Source organism: Tianxiuia mixotrophica (genome assembly GCF_050596425.1).
Classification (GTDB): Bacteria; Bacillota; Clostridia; order Peptostreptococcales; family Acidaminobacteraceae.
This window is the reverse complement of sequence record NZ_CP192292.1, coordinates 2,944,136-2,960,779: the sequence shown is the minus strand read 5'-3', so window position 1 is coordinate 2,960,779 and position 16,644 is coordinate 2,944,136. Positions and strand designations below refer to the sequence as shown.

General features: G+C 40.2%; 13 protein-coding genes. 11 read left to right on the top strand and 2 right to left on the bottom strand.

The features are described 5' to 3' along the window. Window positions 1-38: 38 nt before the first annotated feature. Complete coding sequence (locus ACQ4KW_RS12980) at window positions 39-1,529, bottom strand: putative bifunctional diguanylate cyclase/phosphodiesterase (protein ID WP_430882908.1); 1,491 nt, start codon at window positions 1,527-1,529, stop codon at window positions 39-41. A gap of 494 nt (window positions 1,530-2,023) precedes the next feature. Here ACQ4KW_RS12980 and ACQ4KW_RS12975 point away from each other — a divergent pair, with 494 nt between their 5' ends. From ACQ4KW_RS12975 to coaW, 9 genes are all read left to right on the top strand, one after another. Beyond that, window positions 2,024-2,674, top strand: a complete 651-nt coding sequence (locus ACQ4KW_RS12975) for a CoA transferase subunit A (RefSeq protein WP_430882907.1) — start codon at window positions 2,024-2,026, stop codon at window positions 2,672-2,674. A gap of 2 nt (window positions 2,675-2,676) precedes the next feature. Next, entirely contained in the window at window positions 2,677-3,324 is a 648-nt protein-coding gene (locus tag ACQ4KW_RS12970; protein WP_430882906.1) for a 3-oxoacid CoA-transferase subunit B, read from the top strand. A gap of 90 nt (window positions 3,325-3,414) precedes the next feature. Next, window positions 3,415-4,773 (top strand): short-chain fatty acid transporter, encoded by a 1,359-nt coding sequence (locus ACQ4KW_RS12965; protein WP_430882905.1) that lies wholly within the window; start codon window positions 3,415-3,417, stop codon window positions 4,771-4,773. 98 nt (window positions 4,774-4,871) lie between these two features. After that, window positions 4,872-6,053: an acetyl-CoA C-acetyltransferase gene (locus ACQ4KW_RS12960; RefSeq protein ID WP_430882904.1), complete on the top strand. Its 1,182-nt coding sequence runs from the start codon at window positions 4,872-4,874 to the stop codon at window positions 6,051-6,053. A 328-nt stretch (window positions 6,054-6,381) separates the two neighbouring features. Further along, complete coding sequence (locus tag ACQ4KW_RS12955; RefSeq protein ID WP_430882903.1) at window positions 6,382-7,818, top strand: sigma-54 interaction domain-containing protein; 1,437 nt, start codon at window positions 6,382-6,384, stop codon at window positions 7,816-7,818. Window positions 7,819-7,899: 81 nt separating this feature from the next. Next, on the top strand, window positions 7,900-8,499 hold the full coding sequence (locus tag ACQ4KW_RS12950) for a DEAD/DEAH box helicase (protein WP_430882902.1): 600 nt from the start codon (window positions 7,900-7,902) through the stop codon (window positions 8,497-8,499). Further along, on the top strand, window positions 8,384-10,126 hold the full coding sequence (locus ACQ4KW_RS12945; protein WP_430882901.1) for a RecQ family ATP-dependent DNA helicase: 1,743 nt from the start codon (window positions 8,384-8,386) through the stop codon (window positions 10,124-10,126). Before ACQ4KW_RS12950 ends, ACQ4KW_RS12945 begins: the two co-directional genes overlap by 116 nt. 411 nt (window positions 10,127-10,537) lie before the next feature. Next, window positions 10,538-11,332, top strand: a complete 795-nt coding sequence (locus tag ACQ4KW_RS12940; RefSeq protein WP_430882900.1) for a hypothetical protein — start codon at window positions 10,538-10,540, stop codon at window positions 11,330-11,332. A 38-nt stretch (window positions 11,333-11,370) separates the two neighbouring features. Next, a complete protein-coding gene (gene coaW / locus ACQ4KW_RS12935) occupies window positions 11,371-12,201 on the top strand; it encodes a type II pantothenate kinase (RefSeq protein WP_430882899.1) in 831 nt (276 codons plus the stop codon). Window positions 12,202-12,530: 329 nt separating this feature from the next. Here coaW and ACQ4KW_RS12930 read toward each other — a convergent pair whose 3' ends face one another. Beyond that, window positions 12,531-13,469 (bottom strand): alpha/beta hydrolase, encoded by a 939-nt coding sequence (locus tag ACQ4KW_RS12930; protein ID WP_430882898.1) that lies wholly within the window; start codon window positions 13,467-13,469, stop codon window positions 12,531-12,533. A 217-nt stretch (window positions 13,470-13,686) separates the two neighbouring features. Between ACQ4KW_RS12930 and ACQ4KW_RS12925 the strand changes: the two genes are divergently transcribed. Continuing rightward, the gene (locus ACQ4KW_RS12925; RefSeq protein ID WP_430882897.1) at window positions 13,687-14,874 is read left to right on the top strand and encodes an ABC transporter substrate-binding protein; all 1,188 of its coding nucleotides are present in this window, start codon (window positions 13,687-13,689) and stop codon (window positions 14,872-14,874) included. Between the two features lie 96 nt (window positions 14,875-14,970). Next, on the top strand, window positions 14,971-16,638 hold the full coding sequence (locus tag ACQ4KW_RS12920; protein ID WP_430882896.1) for a diguanylate cyclase: 1,668 nt from the start codon (window positions 14,971-14,973) through the stop codon (window positions 16,636-16,638). Window positions 16,639-16,644: the final 6 nt, after the last annotated feature.

Here is a 16,644-nt window from a genome sequence, read left to right as displayed (position 1 = left end):
ATGAAATATAATGTCATTATGACGTCAAATTTTAATCTTTAGGCCGATTTTATATGGCTTTGTGAACGGCTCAGTTCGTCCATATATGCACTGAAATTTTCCAGAGTTAGAGGGCGACTAAAATGATAGCCCTGCATAACAGAGTGGGATATATCCATAAGGGTATTGAGCTGGTTTTCTGTCTCAATGCCTTCAGAAACCACTTTGAGATCCAGCTTGCTGGCCAAATCACTTATTGTTTTATAGACCATGCGAGCATTTCGATTTGTATCAATATCAGTGATAAACTCCTTATCAATTTTAAGGACATTAATTGGAATCTTCTCCAAGTATATAAGGGAGGAGTAGCCTTTGCCAAAGTCATCAAGGGCAATTTTTATACCAAGAGCACTGATTTCATGGAGGATGTCATTTGTAAGTCTAAAATCTGTAAGACCAAGTTCTTCAGTCATTTCAACAATTAAATACCTTGGGTCAACATTTTCTTCCTTTATGATTCGGTCTAATATAAGAGCCACATCTCGGTCGCATATTGTAGATGTGGACATATTTACAGAAAGGGTAATGGGATAGAAGGATTCCTTTTCCCAAGCCTTGAGCTGTTTGCATGCTTGTCTAAAAACATAAAAATCAAGCTTGCGCATTAAATTGTTCTTTTCAGCAATTGGGATAAACCGGTCGGGGTATATTTGTCCCTTTTCTGGATGATTCCACCGCGTAAGAACTTCTGCTCCAACCACCTTCATGGATTCTGAATGGATTTGAGGTTGGAAGTTCAATAAAATTTGATTTTTGTCCATTGCCTCATTAAAGGCCTGGGCAAGCTCTTCTTCTTCATGTGCAACATGGAAGATTTCGTTAGAATAGACTGTGTAACCATTCTTTCCAGCTTCGTGTTTTCTATAGAATAGAGCATGGTCTGCAAATTTATATAAGTCTTGAAAATTGGCTGCATGTTCAGGGTAAAGAGAGATTCCCATGCTGAGGTTTGACAGCGTTATAACGGAATTATCATTTAAAAAGGACTTAATTCTGTTAAAAAGTCGCTCAGCAAATTCGATGGCATCTTCTTCATTTTTACATGGAAAGAGCACAGAGAATTCATCTCCATAGGATCTGCAAATGAAGGCGTCTGAACCACTTGTGGTTTTAATGCTCTTAGACAGATTGATAAGAATGCTGTCACCCGTTTTATGACCATATCGATCATTGATCATCTTAAAGTCATCAATATCTAGGGTTATTAATCCATAAGGCTTGCTATTGCCCTTAATATGATTAATGAAATAGTTTTCAAGACCATATTTATTAGGGAGTTTGGTTAATGGATCAATCATAAAAATGTCATTAAACTTAGCCTTTTCCTTATGATCAAAATAGACAAAAGTACAGACAATGCCTATTGTTATAAGGCTGTTTAGTGTTGAGAAAGAGAATAAATTCGAGCCATTTGTCAGTATGTTTAAAGAAGAGCCTATGATTAATAGAGAACAAAGGATTCGAATGGCGTTGTTTTTTATAATATACATATACACCTCGAGTTACAAATAATGACATTTTGAATGTGTCATGCATCATTTTACTCGATAATTATATCATTTCGACAAAATTAGACAAACAAAATTCAGAAAATAAGAACAAATTGTAATTATTTATAGTTTAGTGATATTAAAAAAGCCTTTTTGAACAATGTTTTTTAGGAAGACAGAAAACGTGTATCTATATGGATACACGGATGCAAGTAAATATATTAACAATTCGATCGTGTGTATCTTAATGGATACACTTTTTCTTTAAACATTAAAAAACACGAGAAGTGTATCGGTTTGGATACACTGTATCCCCTTGTTGTCTATGTTTGTCCAGAGGTATCCTAGATCAGATTTATATACTATTGTGGATTTGCAAGGTTTGTAAAGTGATCATAAAAAGTTGGCATAAGTATTGCGTTATATGAATATCAGACACGGCAAGCCCAGAATATGAAATGGACAGTTGTCGATGAATGGACGGAGGTTTAATTATGAAAAAGAGAATTACGCTAAATGAAGCAGTCTCAAAAGTTCAAGATGGTATGACAATTATGATCGGTGGATTTTTGGGGTGTGGAACACCAGAAGGCATGATTGATGCTCTTATTGAAAAAGACGTGAAAGATCTTACGATCATTTGTAATGACACAAGTTTTGTTGACAAGGGTCTGGGAAAACTTGTTGCAAACAAACAAGTTAAAAAGGTTATAACATCTCATATTGGAACAAATAAAGAAACAGGACGCCAAATGAATGCTGGCGAGCTGGAAGTTGTTCTGGTGCCACAGGGCACGCTTGCAGAACGTGTTCGTGCTGGCGGAGCCGGTCTTGGTGGTGTCTTAACACCGATTGGACTGGGAACACCTGTGGAAGAAGGAAAAGAAAAAATAGAAGTGAACGGAAAGACATTCCTTCTTGAAACAGCTATAAAGGCGGATGTGGCCCTCCTACATGGGTCGATTGTAGATGAAAAAGGCAATGTTTTTTACAACCAGGCTACACGAAATTTTAATCCATTAATGGCAACAGCTGCTGAAACGGTTATTGTTCAAGCAGAAAAAATTGTTAAAGCGGGTGAACTTGATCCACACCTGATCATGACACCGGGTCTATTTGTTAACTATGTTGTAGGGGAGGCATAAAGATGAATCCAAAAGAAATAATTGCACGCCGTGTTGCTAAAGAATTTAAAGATGGTGATGTTGTTAACTTGGGCATTGGTCTTCCAACCCTAGTGGCAAACTATATTCCAGAAGATATAGAACTTATTCTTCATTCAGAAAATGGATTTGTAGGCATTGGGCCTGCACCAAAAGAAGGTGAAGAAGATAAAGATTTGGTTAATGCAGGGGGCATGCCTGTCACAATGGTGCCTGGTGGCACTTACTTTGATAGCGCGATGTCTTTTACCATCATTCGTGGTGGTCACCTAGATGCGACTGTACTGGGAGCACTCCAAGTAGATGAACAAGGAAATTTAGCCAACTGGATGATCCCTGGCAAGCTTGTACCTGGTATGGGCGGCGCAATGGACCTTGTTGGTGGCGCTAAGAAGGTTATTGTATCAATGGTTCACACAGCAAAGGGCACACCAAAAATATTAAAAGAATGTACACTACCATTAACCGCTGCAGGTAAAGTGAGTAAAATTATCACTGAAATGGGCGTTATGGAAGTTACAGATAAAGGATTGCTTCTAACAGAATACAATCCAGAGTATACAGTTGAGCAGATTCAAGATGCAACTGAGGCCACACTGATCATCTCTGATGAATTGGTGAAGATGCAGTAAAGAGATTTATACTCACCTTCCATTAGAGACTTACATCAAGAGATCCTCGACGTATTGTCAGCTTGAGTCAAGGGTTAAAGGGAGGTCAAAATGTTTAAGAAAATTTCCAAGGGCTGTGTGCGCATAGTCCAAAACTATCTACCAGATCCATTTCTTTTTGCCGTTATACTAACGCTAATCGTACTGGTTGGCGGTATGGCAGCAACAGCACAAAGTCCAATGGATATGGTACTTCACTGGAGTGGCGGATTTTGGAATCTGCTTGCGTTTTCCATGCAAATGGCGCTAGTGCTTGTAACAGGTCATACGCTAGCAAGCACACCTATCATCAAAAGAGGGTTAAAGTCACTTGCAAAACTTTGCAAGACGCCACTACAAGCAATTATGGCTGTAACGTTTGTATCGACTGTAGCGTGCTGGATCAACTGGGGATTTGGTCTGGTCATTGGTGCACTTTACGCGAGACAGCTGGCTAGAGAAGTCAAGGGTGTAGACTATAGACTGCTTATTGCTTCGGCGTATTCAGGCTTTATTGTTTGGCATTCAGGACTATCTGGTTCAGTGCCGCTAAAGCTGGCAACAGCTGGGGAAGGGCTGGCAAAAGCAACAAATGGAGCCATTGTGGATCCAATTAGTACATCAGCAACAATCTTTTCACCATTTAACTTAATTATTTTCGGTTTTATCCTTGTGACTATGCCATTCGTTAACAGGGCTATGCATCCATCGCCAGATGAGGTTATCGAAATTGACAGCAAACTGCTTCAAGACGATGAAGATGGACATGGCGTTATCGAACATGGCGATTCCTTTGCAGATAAAATGGAAAATAGCCCAGTGCTTTCAATGCTTATTGGAGCCATGGGTCTTATATATATACTATATTACTTTGCAAACAATGGTTTTGAACTCAACTTGAACATCGTGAATTTCACGTTCTTATTTGTGGGTATACTACTTCATAAAACACCAAGACGTTTCCTTGATGCCATTTCAGCGGCAGGCAAGGGCACGTCGGGTATTATACTACAGCTCCCATTTTATGCTGGTATCATGGGGATGATGGTAGGACAAAACCCAGACACAGGCTTGTCACTGGCAGGACTTATATCTGAAGGTTTTGTAAGCATTTCCAATCAGACAACATATCCGTTATTCACATTCCTGAGTGCGGGTATTGTAAATTTCTTTGTTCCTTCTGGCGGAGGTCAATGGGCAGTACAAGCGCCTATTATGATGCCTGCGGGTGCAGAACTTGGGGTATCTGCAGCTAAAACAGGCATGGCAATCGCATGGGGTGACGCCTGGACGAATATGATTCAACCGTTCTGGGCACTGCCTGCACTGGGTATTGCAAACTTAGGCGCAAGAGACATAATGGGTTTCTGTCTTGTTGATCTTCTATACAGCGGTGTCATCATCGCACTTGGCCTTATGTTTATCGGTTAGCATCCAACTTGCCGATAATAGAAGTCAGCACAGCAAAGAATAGTCTAAATTAAATAGGTTATGAATGCATGTACTTGAGAAAATGGAGGCAAAATTTAATGAGAGAAATCGTAATCGCTTCAGCGGTCAGAACAGGTGTAGGCAGTTTTGGTGGTACACTTAAAAATGTATCAGCAGTGGATCTAGGTGCAACTGTTATTAAAGAAGCGCTTAATAGAGCTGGTTTGGCTCCAACAGAAGTTGACGAAGTTGTTATGGGTTGCGTACTTCAAGCTGGCGCAGGTCAAGGTGTGGCACGTCAAGCTTCTGTTAAGGCTGGACTACCAGTTGAAACACCTGCATGGACTTTGAACATGATTTGTGGTTCAGGTCTAAAATCTGTTTCTGTGGCATTTGACATGATTGCATCAGGAAGTGCTGATGTGGTTGTTGCAGGTGGTACAGAAAATATGAGTTCTTCACCTTACGTGATGAAAAAAGCAAGATGGGGCGCACGTATGGGCAACGCAGAACTTATTGACATCATGGTAAACGATGGACTAACAGATGCATTTGAAGGCTACCACATGGGTATCACTGCAGAGAACATCGTGGACCAGTGGCAACTTACGCGTGAAGAGCAAGATCAGTTTGCTTATGAAAGTCAGATGAAGGCGGCTAAGGCTCAGGAAGAGGGACGTTTCAGGGATGAAATTGTTCCAGTAACAATTCCTCAGCGTAAGGGCGACCCAATCGTATTTGACACAGATGAATACATTAAACCTAATTCAAAAGTTGAAAAGCTAGGTGCCCTACGTCCTGCGTTTAAAAGAGATGGTTCTGTAACAGCGGGCAACGCATCTGGTATAAATGATGGTGCAGCAGCCCTCCTTGTTATGAGTGCAGAAAAGGCAAAAGAGCTAGGCATCAAGCCACTATGTACAATTGTGACACACGCATCAGCAGGGGTCGATCCATCAATCATGGGCATCGGTCCAGTCAATGCAGTGCAAAAAGCATTAAAGCGTGCCAACATGACAAAAGATCAAGTTGACCTTGTAGAGGCCAATGAAGCCTTTGCAGCTCAGTCAGTTGCTGTTTTAAAAGAACTGGATTTTGATAAGTCAATTGTCAATGTCAACGGTGGTGCTATTTCAATCGGTCACCCAATTGGTGCATCAGGTGCAAGAATTCTTGTAACGCTTATCCATGAGCTTCTAAAGCGTGATGAGGCCACAAACGGTATAGCGACACTATGCATCGGTGGCGGTATGGGTGAAGCTGTTATCATCAAGAAGTAAGATTTATCAGTAAAATAGCTTGCGTTCGCAAGGAAGAGTTCACACACACTTTTCTTGTTACTATAAGACCCCCTAATGGAATCCATTAGGGGGTCTTAGTTTGCATAAAATGCCTCAGGCTTGCCTTGTTGACTGAGTTTCAATTTGGTCACGTGCTTCTGAGTGGACTGCGAATGTCAAGTTCAAGCGCGCTTTGACTTGGGAAATTCCACGCGAGCTAAGGGTATGGAATTTGTATGAAATATGCTAGAATGGTTGTAGCGAATTGGAGACACATTGGTGGTTGACCTACTTTATAAAATATATGGGGCTTAAATGGGGTGAAACTTTGAAACTTTCATATAAAGAACTTCAAGAACAAATGGAAATGATAGATGAGTTCATTGAGCAGGCCTATGAAGGCATGATCATAGTTGATGCAAAGGGCATTGTAACCAAGTGCAAGTATGAAAAGCTTCTTGGTATCAAGGAAAAAGATGCCATTGGCAAGCATGTTACAAAAGTTATTGAAAACACACGCCTGCATAGGGTTCTTGAAACTGGGGAATCAGAAATTGGAGATATTCAAAAAATGAATGGCCACGATATGGTCACCTCAAGAATTCCGATCAAGCGGGGTGGAGAAATTATTGGTGCCGTAGGCACAGTCCTTTTTAGGGATGTGGTTGAAGTCAAATATATGGCAAACTACATTGAAACCATGAACTCGCAAATGAAAAAGCATAAAAAGGAAATTAAGCGCTTGAACCAAGCCAAGTACTCTTTTGACAACATACTTACGCAAAACCCCCACATGATCTTTTTAAAAGAAACGGCCAAACGTGCAGCAGAAACCAGCTCCACTGTTTGTATTGAAGGGGGCAGTGGTACGGGGAAGGAATTCTTTGCCCATGCCATCCACAAGGGCAGTCATAGGAAGTATGGTCCCTTTGTAAAAATTAATTGTGCAGCCATCCCTAAAGATTTACTGGAATCTGAACTCTTTGGATATGAACCGGGCGCCTTCACTGGAGCATCCAGCACAGGTAAGGTTGGCAAGTTTGAAATTGCCAGCGGGGGAACAATATTTTTGGATGAGATAGGAACCATGCCCCTTGAAATGCAGGCCAAGCTTCTTCGTGTCCTAGAAGAACGAGAGTTCGAAAGGGTTGGAGGACACAATAAAGTGGAGGTGGATGTCCGTGTGATATCTGCAACCAATGAAGACCTCAGGTCTCTTGTGTCCAAGAAAAAGTTTCGAGAGGACTTATACTATCGCCTGGAAGTTGTTAGTATTAAAATTCCACCACTTAGCCAGCGGCGTGAAGATATTGCCCTCATAGCCCATAGCATGTTAAAGAGTTTTGTATCAACATATCCAACTTGTCCGACATCCTTTTCAGAGGGGGCTATGAAAAAGCTCCAGAACTATGCTTGGCCAGGGAATGTGAGGGAGCTTCGAAATGTTGTAGAGAGCTCCATCAATATGGCACTGACCAAGGTTATTTACACAAAGGATTTACCAGAGTATATTCAGGAAAGTGTGGCCTTTGAGCAAGATGTGAACACTCAAAAGCCAAGTCATGATACGCCTATGAATCATGTAATGAATTTTGACAAAAATACGGACCTCAATATTAAAAGATGTGTGGATGAGACGGAGAAAAAAATCATTAAAGAAGCCATAGACCGCTGTGATGGAAATAAAACGGAAGCGGCTAAGTTGTTAGGCCTCCACAGGACGGCCTTATATAAGAAAATCGATAAACTCGGATTGGATATATAAGACGCAATGGAAAAAATTGACATTTTTATATGATTCACATAAAATGAAAGCAAGATAATGACTTATAGATTGGAGTCTTTCATGAACAAGTTACAAGCGTTACAAAAATATTTTGGATATACAAGATTTCGAACAGGTCAAGAAGACATAATCGACGGCATTATAGAGCGTTGTGATGCACCGGGCATCATGCCTACAGGTGGCGGTAAGTCCTTGTGCTACCAGTTGCCAGCAGTCCTATCAGAAGGCACGGCTATTGTCATTTCTCCACTGATTTCCTTAATGAAGGACCAAGTGGATAGTCTGACAGAGGCGGGCATACCATCAACATTCATAAACAGCACCCTTGATCAGGAAGAACTCATGATGCGACTTGACGGTATGCGTTATGGTGATTATAAACTTGTATATGTTGCACCAGAAAGACTGAAATCAGTCATGTTCAACAGACAGATTGCTCAAATGAACATTAGTCTGATAGCGGTGGATGAAGCCCATTGTATCAGTCAGTGGGGGCATGATTTTAGACCGAGTTACAGGGACATTCCCAATTTTATATCCCTGTTTGAAAACCGTCCCCCCCATTGCGGCCTTTACAGCCACAGCGACAAAGGACGTTACAAGGGAAATAAAATCTCTATTGAAGCTAGAGTCTCCAGTGGAGCGAATCACTGGTTTTGATAGACCAAACCTATTTTATAAGGTGGTTGCACCAAACAATAAGTTTAGGTTTGTTACTCAGTACCTTGGTGAAAGAGGGAATAGTGAAAGTGGCATAATTTACTGTGCAACTCGAAAAACAGTTGAATCATTAACAAAAAAACTATGCGATAAGGGATATTTGGCGGTCGGTTACCATGGTGGTATGGATAGTGAAGTCAGAAGACAAGTCCAAGAGGATTTTATGTTCGACAGATCCCAATTGATCGTTGCAACCAATGCCTTTGGTATGGGCATTGATAAGCCTGATGTTCGATTTGTTATTCACTATAATATGCCAAAGAATATGGAAGCTTATTATCAGGAGGCTGGCCGTGCAGGGCGTGATGGTGAAAGCTCTGAATGTGTCCTTATGTACTCGCCTTCAGATATAGTCAGCCAGAAAATGCTCATAGAAAATGACACCCAATCAGCTGAGCGCAAGGAACTCCTTAATGAAAATTTACAGTATTTGATCAACTACTGTCACTCGGACAATTGTTTAAGACACCTCATAACAGATTATTTTGGCGAGAGTGATGAGATTAAGGCGGATTGTGGAAATTGCGGAAACTGTACAGACCAGTCAGAGCGTAAAGATGTGACAATAGAGGCTCAGATGATCCTGTCCTGCATTTATAGGACCAACCAAAGATTTGGCCTCAATCTGATTATACAAATATTGCGTGGGTCTAAAGACAAGCGCATAAAAAGCTTTAGACTAGACCAACAGTCAACCTATGGTCTTATGAAAGACAAGAGCCCTGGGGAAGTGCGAGAAATTATTATGACTCTCCTGGCAAATGGTTATATTAGAATGACAACAGACCAGTTTCCTGTTCTCAAATTATTGGCACCCGCTAGAGGGGCTTTAAAAGGACATGAGAAAGTAAGTATTAAAGTGGATAGACTTGAGAACTCTAAAAAGAAGGGCAAGTCAGCCAAAAAGAGAAAGTCTCTTTCGGGCTCTTTAAAAGACTTGGAGTATGATGAAAAATTATTTGAGATCCTCTCAGATATACGCAAGTCAATTGCTGAGGAAAAAGGCATACCAAGTTACACCATATTTCATAATTCAGCCCTTTATGAAATGGCTGCTGTTTATCCAATGACCCCTGAGGCATTTTTAGAAGTGGGTGGCGTTGGCAGTAAAAAATTTGAGAATTACGGTGAAATTTTTATGGGTGCCGTGAAAGACTATTGTACGAAAATGGGTATAGACCAGCCGAGTATAGAGGCCAAAAGAGAGAAAACACTTGAACTCAAGAACAAGAGGGAAGAAGATAGTCCCGTTGAAGCATCACCAAAGGAATCAATGGAAGAACGTATACAAAATACTTACAGTGCATTTCTTGAAAAAGATTCTTTGAGTGAAATTGCCTTTGAGCGCGGATTTACGTCAGGAACAATTGTTAAGCACCTCCTAAAAGCTGAATCTGATGGTCTTCCAGTTGATTGGAAAAAGCTCATTTCAGTGGAGAAACTTGATCAAATCCATGAAGCCATTCAGAAACATGGGAGAGACTCCTTAAAAGCTCTAAAAGATAATTTGCCAGAAAACGTGACCTATGACGACATTAAAATTGCTTTACAAATTGTAAATCAATGAATTTGATTGATCTTCATTCATCTGTAATGAGAGTCTAGGGATTGCAAATGCATAGAAAAAGCATGAAAAGAGCCATCTTGAATCATACGATTAAAGGTGGTTTTATTTTGGCATAATATAGCTTCAGACGCTTGCTAAATTTATAGATCTAAGCCCTCGCCATATCATATATAGAATTTGAACGCCTAAATATCCATATATGGTATAACGAAGACTTTGTATGTTGTTTTGTAAGTCGCTCAGCATATAAAAGTTAAAAAAACAAAAAATCTGGAACTTTTTGACCCCACTGTTCGTCTTAAGGCTGTAATGATACATTCTTTGCGAAGGTTTTAAACAAAGACCACTAAAGCGTAAGCCGTGTAGCAAAGAGGACGGATGTAGTAATAGATAAAAGTTATGGAGGCCACTATGAATATTAAAAAATATGCAATTTGGGGTTTGACACTAAGCCTAAGTGTTATAATGTTAACAGGCTGTACACAAAGTGCAGACCCTATCAAGAATAATGATGACAGTCAGTCGACTTCCCCAGTGTCAGCTGTTGAAGACAACACACCCGCTCCGGACTATGATATAGTCGGAGAGGTTATTGAAATCGATGGTCAGGATGTTCATATATTAACAGGTGATATTGTTGATATATACACTGTGACAAGCACCCAAGATATATACTTGGGGGAACGTGTTCAGATCATTAACCAAGATGGAAGGCAAGTTGTAAAACCCTTTATTGTAGAAAATTTTGATGTCAAGCACACCAGTATGGGTCAAACGATTGAAAAGATTACAGGGAAAATTGAAAAGGTTTCTGAGACGTCATTCGATCTGCGAACAGATAGTGATTTAATTAGATTTGAATACTATGGTGAGACTTCTGAGATTCATGAAGGCATGATAACTGACGTGGAGTTCATTCGTCAATATGGTGATATGGAAAAAAACCTAGCCATTCACGCCTATAATCTTGAATCAGCTATGACGCTCACGGTAGATGATCTAAGTCGTTCAGAAGATGGACTGCTTATTGCAAAGTGTAGTGATGCAGAAGGCATGGCCTCTTACGTCAAAATTCTGCCAGGAACAAATGATAATTTCAATATTTCTAAACTGGAGATCAGTGACAAAATTCAAGTGATTCCAGATGTGATCATGGAGTCATACCCACTTCAAATCAACCCAGAGAGGGTTCGGATTGTGGAGTAAAGTACCCAAGATGCTTTTCATCATAAGATGGAGGACATATGATAGTTGGAATAGATATAGGTGGGACAACAACAAAAATTGTTGGATTTCACGATGCGAAAATTGTTGATTTAATGACCATAAAGGCCAGTGATCCAATCACTTCGGCCAGTGGCGCTCTAGGCAAGCTCATGTATACAAATGGTCTCAAGCTCACAGATATTAGTAAAATAGCCATAACGGGTGTCGGAGCATCGTATATTGAATCAGATATACTGGGAATTCCTGTTGTAAAGGTAAATGAGTTTGAAGCCATTGGTCTAGGCGGCGCCCATCTTTCGGGCATGGACAATATAATAGTCCTGAGTCTGGGCACAGGTTCAGCCATTGTGAAAGTTGAAAGTGGTCGAATCACCCACCTCGGTGGTACTGGCGTTGGGGGCGGAACGCTTATGGGACTGAGCGAAGCCATGTTCGGTATGTCTGACTTTAATGAAATCATAGAAATGGCCGAGAAGGGATCCCTGGAAAATGTTGACCTTACTATAGGGGACATATCAAAGGGAATGGTCGGACACCTAATTGAAGACATTACCGCTTCTAACTTTGGAAAAATGAATGTGAAAGCCACTGCAAATGACAAGGCTCTAGGGATTATCAACCTTATATTTCAAACAATAGGCGTCATCTCCCTTTTTGCATCCAGTGCGACAGGCATAAAAGACATTGTAGTCACAGGCAAACTCGGAAACATTGACACCGGCAAGACCATAATCAAAAGGCTAACAGAGTTCAAGTCCTTTGATGGGCAGTTCGTGTTTCCAGATAAGTCGGAGTATTCAACGGCTTTGGGGGCAGCTATTTCTCAAGCCCCTCCAGACTGGCGCTAGCACTTCTAATACATCGTTATTCATATTGACAGGCCCAGATCACGTACCCAAAGTACGCTCACAGTGCCTGACAATATGAAGCCTTGTCTTAGAAGGCTATCGCCAGTCTGGAATATGGAAGGTAGCACTTCTAATACATCGTTATTCATATTGACACACCCAGATCACGTACCTAAAGTACGCTCACAGTGCCTGACAATATGAAACCTTGTCTTAGAAAGCTGTCGGTCATCTTGGGAATGGGCACATATTGCTAAAGATAAAACCGCCTAGAAAAGTACATTTAAGTACGTTTTCTAGGCGGTTTTTATACATCTTTATGAAAAAGGCTAATTGTCTTCCAACTGCAATTTCCATTTTAAGAAAACCAGTCTTTTTTCAAGACTATCCTTTGTAATATCACTTCTTTTTATAACATCATAACCGTGAACGGTTCCTTTTGTTTCATGAATCACCACTTCAACGCCGTCTTCTTTCATACGTTTGGCATATGCAATGCCTTCATCGTGAAGGGGATCAAACTCCGCTGTTTCCACATAAGCTGGAGGCAGATTTTTTAAGCTTTCAGCCCGCATGGGTGCTGCGTAGGGAGACACTCTTCCCAGCCACTCTGACAAATACTGCTTCCACATAAATTTATTTGCTTCACTATAAAACATAGGGGTGTCAGTGAAATTCCGAGCGGACTCAGTTTTATGTTCATCATCTGTTGTTGGATAAATTAGGACTTGGCATTTCAGTTTGGGCCCATTTCGATCCCGTGCCATCAATGATACAGCGGCACTTAAATTACCGCCGGCGCTCTCACCAACAACTGCAATTTTGTTTTGGTCGATTCCTAAACGATCAGCATTTTCATAAGCCCAAAGAAGGGTGCTGTAGCAATCTTCAACACCAAATGGAAACGGATCTTCTGGCGCCAATCTATAATCTGGCATGATGACCACTGCTGAGACACCCCGCGCATACTCACTGGCGTATCTATAGTGGGCTTCATTAAGCCCTAGCATGAAACCGCCACCATGATAAAAAATAATGCAGGGCAATTTGTCTTCCCTCTCCCAAGGGTCAAACACATCCACTTTCAAATCGTGATTTTTGTAACCTTTGATGGACTCACTGTAGATTTTTAAGTCTTTTGTTATATGTACAGGAAGTGTTGTAATTTTACTAATTAGCCTTCTTGCGTTGATATCTGCCATACTCGACAACTTCATATTGAGTCGAGTCAGTGCTTTGAAATCCTTATGGATATTGTATTTTTGCATAATATACCTGCCTTTTCATGTGTCTGACAAAAGTATTATAAGTCAATGATGAAAGAGAAGTCAATTCAAGTCTTCAGAAATCTGGAAAATATTGCTGAACATATTTTGAAACATTGGGTTTGAGCATATTAAAGTGTACTGTAAGACGATTAGACCTAAATATGTTTAGAGGAATTGGGTATCTATAAACAAGTGGAAAAATTATGGAGGTGGGAAAATGAGAAAAATCAGCTGGGTGATTTTTTCTTTAGTAATAATACTGGTTTTGTCAGCTTGTGAACAAGTGTCCATTCAAGATGGAGAAGAAAAAAGAGAGCCCATTATTTTTCATCATTATTTCTCGGGCACTTTGAGCGGCGGAATTGATGAGATGGTTGCCCGTTATAACGATAGTCAAACAGTGTATCGTCTAAATGCTGTTCCCATTGACCATGAAGCCTACAAAGTGAACATATTAAACTCTCTTGAAAATGGCAGGCCTGCTGATTTAAATTCCTACTGGGCAGGCGAGAAAACAAGGAGTATTGTTTCATATTTGGAGCCGATTGATGATGTCTTCAAGGCTTACGACCTTGAGAATGTATTTCCCAAAACACTACTTGACTCTGCAAGCCTTTATGATGGAAAGTACTACTTAATTCCATTAACCCAGCATTATGTTACTTTTTACTATAATAAAGATGTCTTTGACAAGTATAACCTGAGTCCGCCTAAGACTTGGGAAGAATTTATAAGTGTCTGTGAAACACTTAAAAAAGGAGGTGTCACCCCGATTGGGCTGGGTGCAAAAGACAAATGGCCTGCCCAGTTTTGGTTTGACTACCTTCTCCTAAGAACGGCTGGTTTTGAGTATAGAACACAACTTATGAGTGATCAGAGACATTATACGGAGCCAGAAGTCCTAAGAGCGGTGAAGTTATGGAAGGATCTGATTGATGCAGGTTACTTTAATTCCAATGCTACGGATTCTGATTGGGCTGAAGATATTATTGAACCGCTTATGGAGGGGGAATATGGCATGACACTTATGGGAACTTGGTTCTCTGGTGCCTTATCCCAATCAAACAGTGAGGGGAATTATGACGTGTTTTCTTTTCCTGTAATAGATAAGAAGACCCCACTGGTGGCACTAGGCCCTGTGGATGGCATTGTTATTGGCAAGGATGCTATCAATATTGAAGGAGCCAAAGAAGCCATCGTCCAATTTGCTGAGGTTGATAATCAAATAGAGATGGCCTTAGGTTCAGGCGCTTTTGTTCCAAATAAAAATACGCCAGAGACCATTTATGACGATTACCATTTAAGGATGCTTGAAGATATCAAAGCAAGCAAACATTGGGCTTTTAACTATGATCTTGCAACAAGTCCTGATACAGCTGAAAAGGGCTTAGATTTTTTTCATTGAATTTTTAAGCTTTCCTGAAGCTTATGAAGTTCTTCTTCAAGAACTGGATAATGCGATACAAAGATAAAAGCAAAATCGGGCAGAATGGAGGCCTTCATGTCAATAAAGAAGCGACTGTTCATTGCGTTTTTGTCTATTATGGTTATGATAGGTATCTTTGGTGTATACATGTCCTTAACCATTCAGTACATGAATAGAATGAATAGAACCAATGACCAAATAGTAGACATACAAAGTGAGGTTAACTACAGTGAAATATCTCAACTAAAATATGTCTCGTCGTCCCGTAGAGAAGATGCACTGGATGTTTTTTATCATCGAGGGAGTCTTGTGGAGTCGATTGAGCTTATTCAAGATGCCTATATTTCAAAGGAACAGTTGCGCATTTTTAATATCATTCTTGAAGACCTTAATAGATATGAAGACGAATTCACCCAAATGATCAGTTTAACAGATCAAATGCTCGCCCTGAAAAATTCCATTGAGTCGGATATGAATAAGCTTTCTGATAGTTTGGATTCATTTGATCAAAGACAGTACCCAGAGTCAGATAAAATTGTCTGGGCTCTTAGAAAAAGACTAATCGGCCTCTACAATCAGTACTTCTCAGTAAATAACATGCTGAGCGAGACTTATACAAACGACTGGGATGGAATGAATGATATTATAGAAAAGGCCTCTGCTTTGAAGCACATGGACTCACTTCCTATTGAGTATCAAGTCATGGGACTTAGAATAGAAGTCTTGTTGAAAAGTTTAAATGAAAACATGTATAAGTTAATTGATAAACGTAAAGAGTTGGAAGTTAAGAGTGTTACATTAAGTTCTTTTACAGAAGGGACAAACATTGATATTGAGCGTATTTTAGACATACAAAAGACTAGGATTGAAGATGAAAGAAAGGGACTCTTAGAAGCTTTTAATGTGACTTTGGTCCTTATGATTGTACTCTGTTTTGTGATTAATTTTTATTTGTCCAAATACATCAACAGGAATATGAACGCTTTGATTCGAATTACGGAAAGAATTTCAGCTGGAGAGTACAGTATGCGTGTGCCGCAGATACAGTCTGATGAATTTGCAAAACTAGGTGATGCCATCAATAAAATGGCTGAATCTCTCTTGAATTCCACCAAAGCTCTCATGAAATCGAACACAGACCTAGAGGGACTCGTTGAAGTCAGAACAATTGAACTCAACAAGGCCAATGCAAAACTTGCACAGGCAAATGAAGCCTTGGAAGAAGAAAAGGAACGCTTGGTTAAATTGGCTAGGACAGATGGTTTAACAGGGCTTGACAATAGGAGGAATATTCTTGATTATTTAGAAGAACAGATCAATCAGGCTAAACGGTATGATAGGCCAGTTACAATAATGATGGCAGATATAGATCACTTCAAAAGAATCAATGACACCTACGGTCATACTGCGGGTGATGAGGTCTTGAAGAAGCTGGCAAGTGTCTTTAGGTCAAGTATAAGAGAAACAGATCGAGTTGGGCGTTTTGGCGGGGAAGAGTTTTTATTTGTATTTACAGGCACAAGTCAGTCTGAAACAAAAAGTATTATTGAACGAGTCAGAAATAAAATTAAAGGCTTGGATTATTCCTTTGGAAAGACATCTATAACTGTCAGTGCAGGGGTTTGCCAATATGAAAAGGGGTCATCAACCATTTTTATTGGTAAGGCGGATAAGCTTATGTATGAGGCCAAAGAAAAGGGACGCAACCAAGTTGTTTATGATAATAATATTGACGAAGCATAAAACCTT